Origin of the sequence: Nitrosomonas sp. (assembly GCF_019635155.1) — a bacterium.
Classification (GTDB): Bacteria; Pseudomonadota; Gammaproteobacteria; order Burkholderiales; family Nitrosomonadaceae; genus Nitrosomonas.
The window spans coordinates 1-10319 of record NZ_JAHBZY010000032.1 but is presented as its reverse complement, the minus strand read 5'-3'; the positions used below and the strand labels follow the sequence as shown (position 1 = coordinate 10319).

Here is a 10319-nt window from a genome sequence, read left to right as displayed (position 1 = left end):
ACCTTTAGCCTTACTCCAGTCTCCACCCAATACCCGCATGGTCTCTTGGGGGTTACTGGCTAGGACGGTAAAGGCCAGCCAATCAATCGTGAGGGTGAAGCCAGAATCCATGGAACCTATCGAACTCCTGTACTGAGCGCTGTAGGTAGCGCCCCCGTGTTACCAAGACGGGGGCCATTCCGCTCCGCCCCGCAGCCTGGCGGCATGCGGCGCGGACCGGCTTTGTCCATTAATGGGGAGACGGTTAGCACTGTTATTAGCGTCCTTCCTGTGTCGGTCGAACAAGCTTCTGTCGGACGACCCCAAAGGCTTTCTCTCCGACCTCTCGGGCCACAATCTTGATGGCCTCAGCCTTCCCATCCATTACCAGGCTCATGAGCACGGCGCCACGCACGTATTTGGAGACGGTCGTGCTTTCGTCTTGAGCGCACTTCTCAATGAGCTTGCGTTCTTGTTCGGTGACTTTGAATTGAAGTGTCTCTGTCTTTGCTTCGTCTGTCATAGGATCCTCCCTTATGTGAATGTAGTACATAGTATACTACAAATCTAGTGAGGGTCAATGGCGTGGTGGCGAGGGTAGCTATAGCGGGATGCGGGTTGATTTGCCTTTTGGCACTTGGGCCAAACGGTAAGAAGCTATCTTGTCTGGGTTGCCGTGCAGGCATCTCATACGATTCTCGGATACAATGTTTTGCCCTCTCCCATTATCCTTGCTGAATACTTCCAAGAATGTTTAGAGGCTAACTGATGGAGTCAAAGTAATGCCGAAGAATTTAGGCTCGATGACACCGGAGGAATTAGACAAATTTGGTCCTCTTGTATCGAGGTTGGGTGAAGTAGTGGTCAGGTCTGTGATGTGGTGGAAACTCAGACGGATGCGCAGAGAGGAAAGAAAGAGATTGCCCTCGAGAGAGAAGGTCATCTCCATGATCCACTCAAAACATAAAGAGGCAAAAGAGCGAGGGCTACTTCACTACGAACGAATTTATAACGTAAGTTTGTATGTGTTCGTTCTCGATTATGATATCGCCGTTATTAGCAGGCATTACGCAGTGGCCTACCGAACCTGGGAGAAGAGATTTACGGCCAGACAGCTTGCCGTGATTCTCTACGAATCCGCCGAAGATTTGCCTCAACTGCTTGGAAAAGAGTTCCGTACAACTCTGCAAGCATTACCTGTATGGAATAACGCTGATGAAGAATTGAAGGTCATAAGCGGCAAACTTAATACATTTTTGCGATCTAATCATAGACTGTTAAAGCAACTACGGTCGTTTGCAGGGGCGCACAGGGACCGCGACGCCGGGAAACAAATGGAAGTGATTGAAAACATCGATCCGATGGAAATATACAAGCTTGCTGCTGAATTATATGTTGGTCTCAATCTATTGCTAACATTTTTACTTCGATTGGTAGAAGTGTTAGGGAAGAGCGAAGTTATGCTTAGACATATCCTTAATACACCGGAGTTTCATACCCGTAATTAGTGATGCCTATTGCGGTTTGTTTTCTTTTTACGTGGAGCAGAAAATATTGAGACGTTGATCCACTTAGACTTCTTTCGGAACGTGAGCCCAGTTAGCGTAATCGTTGTAGCAGCACTAGTAGGAATGTCATTTCGGGGTGTCCTGCGTTGATAGAGGAATGAAAATGTCAAAGTCATCTGCTGTTAGTCGAAAAAGCATCTTTTCAGGCGATCAGGCCATACGTAGACTGCGTGAAGACAAGTTGAGCAGGAAGGGGTTCGCCGAGTCTATGGCCGCTGCTATAAAAGGCCGGAAAGGCGATGATAGTTTGTGCATAGCTTTGTATGGTCAATGGGGAAGCGGAAAGACTTCGATCAAGAATATGATTCTAGATTCACTTAGCAAGAAGAAAGCCACATGCCCCATTGTCGTTGAATTCAACCCATGGCAATGGTCTGGACAAGAGCAGCTGACGATGGGATTTTTTTCGGAGGTTGCGCTAGCTTTAGGTGAAGCTGACTCATCTGCGGAAGGGAAAAAGCGAGTTTCCTTGTTCAAAAACTATGCTATGGCACTCACGTTGGGAAGTACGGTTCTCAAGGGGGTGAGGTTTGTAGCTCCATTTTGGGGGATACCAGCAGAGCCTGTATTGAGGCCATTCCAAGAAGCAATTGATTTAGCCAAAGAAGGTGCTGAGGGTTTAGAGAAGGCCTCTTCCGAACCAGATAAACCGTTACAAGTTCAGAAGGCCGAACTTGCTGCCAGCCTTCTAGCGATTAAAAAGCCGCTCCTGATCGTCCTTGACGATATCGACCGCTTGATTCCTGATGAAATACGACTTTTGTTTCGACTTGTTAAGGCAAACGGCGACTTTCCTAACGTGACATACTTGATGCTTTTTCACAGGGATTATGTCGAATCATCTCTTGAAGGCGGACGCGCCTATATGGAGAAGATAGTGCAAGTTGGCTTTGAAGTGCCCAAGGTTGAGCCGAGCAAGCTGAAAGAGCTTCTGGAGTTAGAGCTTTGGGATCTGGTTAAGAAAAACTCACTTGATGAACTATTTCAAGCGCAATACCCACGGTGGGATGGCATTTTCCTTGATGGCGCGAAGTATTTTTTTGGAAGTGTGCGCGAGATCAATAAGCTAATTTCGAACTTAGCCTTTTATATGAGTATGTTTAGAAATGCCGAGATCGCCGAAATCAACCCTGTTGATTTAATTGCCGTTCAAATCTTTGCGGTATTCGAACCAGGAGTTTATCACGCGCTTCATGCTGCAAAGGAACTCGTGACCAAGGACGTTGAAAGTACTTCAGGTGAAGATGGCCGAGTTGAAAAGACTGAGTTGCTTCTCGGTCAGATCTCAGGTGCTAGCAGACCAGAAAACCGTGGCCATGTAGAGGGTATGCTGAGAGGGTTGTTCCCTATCCTTAGCGTAAATAAGTTTGATTTTACCTACACAAACGAAACTCGCGAGTCCATATTGCAAAATCTAAGGATATGCGATCCGGTTATTTTCGATCGATACTTTTACTTTGATATACCGAGTACTGATATACCGCAGGCAGAGATAAGTGCGCTGTACCGACAAGCAGGCGATGAGGATCTTTTGGTCAACATGTTCAAAGCATATATAGATAAAGGTCTCTTTGACATATTGTTCGATCGACTGGAGGCAAATTTACAGTATCTGGAAAAGGCTAAAGTTGGGAAATTTATAACAGCGCTCTTTGATCTCGGCGAACTACTTTCAGAAGTGCAAACAAACTACAGAATCGCATCGCCTGAAAGGAGAGCAGCAAAACTCCTCAATTCAATAATGACAGCCTACAATAGTGATGCTGCCATCCTGGACGCTTACAAGAAAACGAATGGAATTATTCTGCCTCTTGCTTTCTTTTCTTTTCACATCGCCAGAGGGTTGAGTTCCTCAGCAGCAGGCATTCGTGAATTCGCATCTGAAATACAAAGTATATGTTTGGAGAAAATTTGCGAGGTCGCAAAGTCCGGCAAATTACTTAACCATCCTAGGATGACCTGGATACTTTTTGACTGGTATAGGATTGACCCCGACGACTCTAAGGCGTGGATGGAAAGGACAATGTCTGAAAAAAATGGGCTATTTAATATACTTCGAGCATTTATTAGTTCATGGGTGACGAGTCATCGCGGGGAGGTCAGAAAAACCAGTTTAGAAGGGATTGTCAATTTTGTGCCAACCGAAAATATTCAAAAATGTATACAGACCTTTGATTGGTCTGGTGATTCCCTTGCGGCCCGAGAGATTGTTAGCGCATGGCTAAAAGCGTGTGAAATGAAAACCGACGCGGAAATATCAGGAGAATAAGTTCGTAATATCCTAAAAATGCGTACTAATCCGATCGAGGGATGCATATTTGTCCTCCTCTAACATCGAAGTAGGTCATCAATGGTGCATGGAATGAGGCTCAAGCAAGTCGAATTATCGATCCTGTTCGTTTACATTGGATGGGCAGAACGTTATGACGGTACCGAACCTATTGAAGGGGATTTTTCGTACTTCAAGAGACCGTCAGCAGTTATTTCTGAGGCCTCCGCATTCCATCCTGATAAAGACGGACTTTACCGTTGCGGAATCGGTCGCGGTGAATTAGGTGGTAAACGACTGAATGTTGTTTTTGTTGCACGTAACAGGAAGAGCAATCAGCTTAAGATTGTTGGGATTTATGTCGATGCACGAGTTGAGATGGATGATGATTGGGCGGTAGCTGTGTGCAATAAGGCAATTCTAATTCCATCACAGCGTCGTACGACGCTAGGCCACTGGCCTAGTGGCCAGGGTTTACGTCGTTGGGCATGGAGAAGAGACACTAAGGGCAAGGAGTATCCCTTATTACGCAAAGAATTTAACCAGCTATTGACGAATCTGTCACGGTTACAGGTGAGGAAGAAAAAAGATATTATAGAGACGGATTCTGACTTCGATGGGTTCGAAGGGGTTCTGAAGCGCCGCTTTGTTGTACATCGATCACGTGAGCATCGTTTAAGACGCGCCAAAATCCGTCAAGTCTTGAGTTTGAACAAAGGTAAGTTGAAATGCGAAGTTCCCCGCTGTGGCTTCGATTTCAGTAAGCGCTACGGTGAGTTGGGAATGGGTTATGCGCATGTTCACCATCTTAAGCCATTGGGCTCAATGCCAGACAAGGGAAGTAGTTCGAACCTGGCTGATCTCGCTGTAGTGTGCGCTAATTGTCACGCCATGATTCATAAATCAGGGGAGTCCAGACCTCTGGAAACATTAATTCCTTCGTAATGCATCTTGCAAAGTATCAGGTCAAGTTTAACCATAGATTGACTCGCCGGAGTATCGATACTACTCCACGATCCACTCCCTCTGCCGACTTCTCGTCTATTCTAGTATGGCCTCAGGATTCGGTTTTGCGGATATTCCCGCCCCACTAATGTCACTGCCGGTATCTCTGAACGGCATGATCTCCTCCACTCGCAGGGTGCCCTCAAAGAGTACTTCCGGGAGTGGTTGATCCGAGTCCTTTCCCATCCAATACGCCTGAGCCTTCTCATGCCATATAGCCAGAGGTTCACAGTTGTCGGGTATACGGTTTCCGTCGGTATTTAGCGCACGACCTGACGCCGTCACTCTCACAATGCGAAATACTGCAGGGTGCCATCCCATATGGTTCGCCCACCTTTTCGCATCCTCATAGGTCCTCACTAACCAGATACCTCGCTGCCGTGACGGTGCCTCCGGAAATTCTTCGTGCCTCACCTTCTCCCAATACATTTCGCGAGCGAGGTGAAGAAAACATTTAGCGGTGTGGAAGGCTATGGCGGGTAAAGCGGATGTAGTTATGTTTTTCCCCTCAACGCGTCGCAAAAACGTTAAAGCTGGTATGTTCTCAACAGTGCCTCGCTCACTATTGGTCACTTGATATGTCAAGGAGAGATTTTCCAAGAATGCGAAGAAGGGATTCGACTTACTGCCCACTTGAACGATGTCGCCGACCATCATGGGAGAATGTAGAGAACCGTTGGCGTTCGAATTCAGATGGAAAAACGTTCCGTCGGAAATGTTCTCGAGCATGCGTGTCCCTATTCAAGTCATTCTTGTGAGGGCCGGTTGATCACGTGCGGATGCTCACCACCCACCGATTCCCAGCGGGTTCTCGCGTCCTGCAATGCCACCCAGACCTGCGGTTGGGCCAAAACTTTCATGCCGACTTTTTCAACAAAGAATACGAAGAGTCGAATTTTAGCTCAAAGGGTTGATCGCCGCCATGGCATTGACGCATACAAACTAAATGGTCTCATCCATTTCTTAAATGGCCGCTGCGGTATCATAAATGGCTGGTGCTCCCGTAAGCTCCCCGTAAACCACGACACTTAATAAGGAGAACTTTCTGGCACAATCGTCACCCTAGCCAGGAGGTTTCCATGCGTCAGTCGAAGTTCACCGAAACGCAGATTGTGTCGATCCTGAAAGAAGCGGATGCTGGCCGGCCGGTCAATGAGATCTGGCGGCACTACGGCATCAGCTCCGCCACCTACTACAAGTGGAAGGCCAAATACGGGGGGCTGGAGGCGTCGGATGTGAAGCGCCTCAAAGAGCTGGAGCACGAGAACAGTCGGCTCAAACGGATGTATGCCGATCTGTCGTTGGAGAATCTGGCCCTGAAGGATGTCATCGCAAAAAAGCTCTAGGGCCTGCTGAACGGCGGGAGGTCGTCACGCATCTCGTGACGGTGAACGGCCTTCCGGTTCAGCGGGCCTGTCGGGCAGTGGGATTGCATCGGGCCACGTACTATCGGCCGCTCGTGGATTGGGCCCGTCGGGATGCGTCGGTGATCGCGGCGTTGACCACGCTCGTGGCGGCCAAGAGTCGGTGGGGGGTCTGGAAGTGTTGCGATCGGCTGCGGAACCTCGGCCATCCGTGGAACCATAAGCGCCTCTGGCGGGTGTACTGTCAGTTGCGGCTAAATTTGCCCCGACGGACCAAGAAGCGGCTGCCAGTTCGGCTGCGCCAACCGTTGGTCGTCGTGCCCCAGCCGAATGCCACGTGGGCCGTAGACTTTATGAGCGACACGCTCTACGGCGGTCGCCGGTTCCGTACCCTCAACGTGCTCGATGAGGGCGTGCGGGAAGGCTTGGCGATCGAGGTTGATACGTCGCTCCCGGCCGAACGCGTGATTCGCGTCTTGGAGCAAGTGGTGGCCTGGCGTGGACGACCGCAGGCGATTCGGCTGGACAATGGTCCGGAACTCATTGCCGAGCGTTTCATGACCTGGTGCGCAGAACGCGGGATCGCACTGTGGTACATCCAGCCCGGGAAGCCGGATCAGAACGCGTTCATCGAGCGATTCAACCGCACCTATCGCACCGAAGTGCTCAATGCCTATGTGTTCGAATCACTCGAACAGGTGCGGGAGATCACCGAGGAATGGTTACAGAGTTACAATGAGGAGCGGCCCCATGACGCGTTGGCCGGCCTGCCGCCAGCCACGTATCGAGCCAATCTTGAAGCCCGAAGTTCTCCATTGGCAGTGTCGCCTTGACGGGGGAGCTTACGCTCCGAGCGCGGGTTGAGCGGCCGCGATGGCCGCTTGTGTCTAGATCGATGATGAATTTCGGAGGCAGTATGTTCGGCAGTAGATGTGGGATGCCTACGGTTACCCCACTCCATGTCGGTATGCTAAATTTGTGCTAAAAATTTTCAAAACCTGCCTATACACCTCGAATCGATCGAAACAATGGAATGCTTGCAAGTGCCTGTTTTTGCAAAAAATGGGGAAGCCGCTTGATACACCGAGCGTTTCAGAATTTTCCTGTCCTGATTCGTCAGGGTGCTATATGAACTAGAGAAGCTATTTATTGCTAACCAGCTCTGGCAATCGATCCATAAAGGAGGTGCTAGATTCACCGTCTATTAACTTCCTGTCCGAGGGTGTTTGAACCTCGACAGGAACCCATGCTTCAGTCAAATCCTCGTTCATCTTCTTCTTAAAAATTACGACAAAACTGCGTTTGATTGTCTTCACCGAAAGGCTTGCGACGGAGGACTTATCGTCGGTGATGCGAAAATCAACCGTTCCCCCTCCATCAACAGCTGTGCAATATGTACGTCCAAGAGTTTTAGTCTCGTGCCGAGTCGAACTGACGGATTCATTCCGCAAGTGCAAGGGAAACTTGGCCCCACTTATTATCTGCTCACACGCAACTTCAAATTGTTGCATTCGATTGACGCCAGCCAGTCTTTTCTTAATCTGCTCCTCTTTATTGATGATCCTCTGGTAAAGGTGCTGGGCCATGGGCTGAAGGTCCCACACTTCGAAGGCCGCCATTCGCTCGTCTGCCGCTGGTAGGTCTCTCAGCAGCTGGTGAAGCGTATCCAGCTCTTCTTGGGTGTCTGGGATGTCTTGAACGATCAAGAACGAGGCCTCCAGATGATTTCGGCAGGCATTGTTTCGAGGGTTTGTCGAAAGCCTGATGTCCGCGGCGATACGATCTCTTTCACGGCGCTTTTGATTGTCTAAAAGAATCTCTCGAAATTCGCTTGGAAGAGTTCTTTCTTCGCCCGGAGAAAATGTTAACCCATAATTAAGATAGTCTTCAGACATATCAGGCGGCATAGGGGGTAGAGGTATAGCGCTCTGCACGGTTCTCAGGGCAGCCATATCGTAATAATCGTCCCCAGAAGATTTTGTGATTGCAATCTTGTCTATGCGACCATCTCGATTAAGGCGGAATAATAGTTCAACTGGCCTCACTGGGCTGTTCTTGCCGAAGGGTGCCCCCGACCAAAATCCTCTGATTCGAGTCTGGACCTGGGCCAAATACCGGAGCTTTTGTACCGGCTCCGGGTCTTGAACTCTTGCTAAAAGAGGGAGCAGATCGGCAACGCTACACGGTGCCCCCTGCTCTAAGGATCCCTCAACAGCAGAGGAAGTTTCTTCGGTAGCGACCGATAGAGCGAAAACCCATATCGCACCAGCAAATAAAGTAACGAAGCACTTTAGAAGCGATAAATCCTGCCTGTCCGAAGGCCTACTAGTGGTGATCTTTTTCATGCGCACATCCCGCTCATTGGTCTTCAATACAACACGTCCTTATTTTTTAGCCAGCAGTTCCAGACGTGTTTCCTATCGTGCGGAACTCGAACGTAGGCTTTCGCTCATGCTCAAGATCTGCCTTTCAATCTCAACAAGCTCAACCACCAGATCTTCTCTAAAATAATTCATTTGGCGGTCAGCATGGATATGAGCTAATTGTTCCCTCAGGTTCCGATCTTCGACTGCAAAGTCAGCTTTGGTTATTCCTTTGGATCTATAGCTGCCCTCAAGCTCTTCCATCCGTGACAATACATCGTATTCCGCGACGAGAGTATCCATCAAAAAGTGATTTTGGGTTAACCTATATTGAAACTCACGCGTTCTAGTAAGAAAGATTTGTAGCTGATAGCGCTGACCTGGACTAGGGGAGACTGCCGCTGATCGCAGTGATGTGGTTTGCGATTCCAATTTTTCTAGGTGGTCCTGCAATTTGTTCCGAAGATACGCCTCTTGCGTGTAGGCTTCTATCAAAGCCTCCTTCTTTCTCGCTATAGAACTTGCTTCAGCAACCTTAGCCAAAAACTCCTTCCGAATCTCGGCCTGGTCATGACTCTCAGCTGGAGGAGCGGATAAGGCGGGGTTGCTCTGACTTTCAGCCCATAGGGGAAGTGGCGAGATGCTTGCGTATCCCAAAATCATCAAGAGAGCAATGTGCAATGTGTCACGCCGTTCTGCCACGGTAGCCTCCTCTACTTAATGCGGGGAAGTAATGGTTAGTGGTTGGGAAATGCAGCGGCGGATACTTTAGTCTGGAGGCCGACAGTATTCAAGGAAGGTACTGAGAAGCATCGTGGCTGCGAAGCTACCCACTATTCTTTGATTCTTTGCGTCGCGGAGGTAGCTCTGCGAAAACATGAGGGAACTGCAGCAGTCACCCAGTATGATGGGCGCTAGAGAGTTTGTGAATCGCGAATCCCACTGTGTCCGAGCCAAAGACCTTCATCAAACTTGTGCTAAATTTGTGCTAAAAAGTTTCAAAACCCACCTGTACCCCTCGAATCCATCGAATCAATAGAATGCACGCAAGTACCTGTTTTCGCAGTTAAAACGGGGAAACCATTTGATACACCGAGCATTTCAAAAATTGTCCTGGCCTGTTTCGTAAACCGCAGGTCGGTGGTTCGATTCCACTCGCCGGCTCCACGTCTCCTTCATTCTGGACTGAAAGCAAGCCAGCGCAAGCGGGCTCATATGGTGTTCCTGCGCAAACCCCTGGCCTTCTCTTGTTAGGCCTTGGTGCTCTCGATTCTTGGCCTGCAGCAGTTCCTCTCCCAGTATGCCGTTGAGGGCTTTCTTGACAGCCTAGGTGTATGAGCATAGCGTTTGATGCAGTTGACGGGCCGGCGAGGAGAGCGTGGTGGATGATCGTATCGTTGTCGATCCAAACATCTGCAGCGGAAAGCCTACGGTTCGGGGCACCCGCATTAGGGTGACGAACATCCTCGGCATGGTGGCCGGTGGCTATACCATAGCCGGGATTATTGACGCCTACCCCGGGCTGACGACCCACGATGTCACTGCCGCGCTTGAGTATGCCAGTCAGGTGATTGACGAAGCGAAAGTCATTCCGCGTGCCTGACCGCCTGACCATCCTGTCCCCTCAAAATGTTCCCGAGTCTATCGCATCGCGGCTGAAGTTGTTGCGGCCGACGAAGACGGCCTTTCGCACCGGCGATGTGGGATTGCCCGGGAAGGCCGATGAACAGGTCTTCGCCTGGGCGCAAGAGCAGAGCGCTGGCTCTGCTTC

General features: G+C 49.6%; 9 protein-coding genes. 5 read left to right on the top strand and 4 right to left on the bottom strand.

Annotated elements, in window-relative coordinates; genetic code table 11:
* Window positions 1-256: 256 nt before the first annotated feature.
* Window positions 257-502 (bottom strand): plasmid mobilization protein, encoded by a 246-nt coding sequence (locus KF839_RS14360; RefSeq protein WP_292918516.1) that lies wholly within the window; start codon window positions 500-502, stop codon window positions 257-259.
* A 259-nt stretch (window positions 503-761) separates the two neighbouring features.
* On the opposite strand from KF839_RS14360, the gene KF839_RS14355 reads away from it, so the two are divergent.
* From KF839_RS14355 to KF839_RS14345, 3 genes are all read left to right on the top strand, one after another.
* Window positions 762-1487: a hypothetical protein gene (locus tag KF839_RS14355; protein WP_292918515.1), complete on the top strand. Its 726-nt coding sequence runs from the start codon at window positions 762-764 to the stop codon at window positions 1485-1487.
* 163 nt (window positions 1488-1650) lie between these two features.
* Window positions 1651-3816, top strand: coding sequence for a KAP family P-loop NTPase fold protein (locus KF839_RS14350; protein ID WP_292918514.1), 2166 nt, complete (start codon window positions 1651-1653; stop codon window positions 3814-3816).
* Between the two features lie 81 nt (window positions 3817-3897).
* Complete coding sequence (locus KF839_RS14345) at window positions 3898-4761, top strand: HNH endonuclease (RefSeq protein ID WP_292918513.1); 864 nt, start codon at window positions 3898-3900, stop codon at window positions 4759-4761.
* Window positions 4762-4857: 96 nt separating this feature from the next.
* On the opposite strand, the gene KF839_RS14340 is transcribed toward KF839_RS14345, so the two are convergent.
* Complete coding sequence (locus KF839_RS14340; protein ID WP_292918512.1) at window positions 4858-5550, bottom strand: DUF2441 domain-containing protein; 693 nt, start codon at window positions 5548-5550, stop codon at window positions 4858-4860.
* A 350-nt stretch (window positions 5551-5900) separates the two neighbouring features.
* On the opposite strand from KF839_RS14340, the gene KF839_RS14335 reads away from it, so the two are divergent.
* A protein-coding gene (locus KF839_RS14335; RefSeq protein WP_292918511.1) for an IS3 family transposase occupies window positions 5901-7018 on the top strand; the annotation gives its coding sequence in 2 pieces (ribosomal slippage) (window positions 5901-6153 and window positions 6153-7018; 1119 coding nt in all).
* Window positions 7019-7327: 309 nt separating this feature from the next.
* Here KF839_RS14335 and KF839_RS14330 read toward each other — a convergent pair.
* Entirely contained in the window at window positions 7328-8530 is a 1203-nt protein-coding gene (locus tag KF839_RS14330) for an energy transducer TonB (protein ID WP_292918510.1), read from the bottom strand.
* Between the two features lie 72 nt (window positions 8531-8602).
* Window positions 8603-9250, bottom strand: coding sequence for a hypothetical protein (locus KF839_RS14325; protein ID WP_292918509.1), 648 nt, complete (start codon window positions 9248-9250; stop codon window positions 8603-8605).
* 679 nt (window positions 9251-9929) lie between these two features.
* Here KF839_RS14325 and KF839_RS14320 point away from each other — a divergent pair.
* Window positions 9930-10151, top strand: a complete 222-nt coding sequence (locus tag KF839_RS14320) for a DUF433 domain-containing protein (protein ID WP_292918508.1) — start codon at window positions 9930-9932, stop codon at window positions 10149-10151.
* Window positions 10152-10319 lie beyond the last annotated feature (168 nt).

Excerpts from the sequence above, each read along its gene's own strand:
- KF839_RS14360 (WP_292918516.1), bottom strand. The coding sequence starts at position 502 with ATGACAGACGAAGCAAAGACAGAGACACTTCAATTCAAAGTCACCGAA.
- KF839_RS14355 (WP_292918515.1), top strand. The coding sequence starts at position 762 with ATGCCGAAGAATTTAGGCTCGATGACACCGGAGGAATTAGACAAATTT.
- KF839_RS14350 (WP_292918514.1), top strand. The coding sequence starts at position 1,651 with ATGTCAAAGTCATCTGCTGTTAGTCGAAAAAGCATCTTTTCAGGCGAT.
- KF839_RS14345 (WP_292918513.1), top strand. The coding sequence starts at position 3,898 with ATGGTGCATGGAATGAGGCTCAAGCAAGTCGAATTATCGATCCTGTTC.
- KF839_RS14340 (WP_292918512.1), bottom strand. The coding sequence starts at position 5,550 with ATGCTCGAGAACATTTCCGACGGAACGTTTTTCCATCTGAATTCGAAC.
- KF839_RS14330 (WP_292918510.1), bottom strand. The coding sequence starts at position 8,530 with ATGAAAAAGATCACCACTAGTAGGCCTTCGGACAGGCAGGATTTATCG.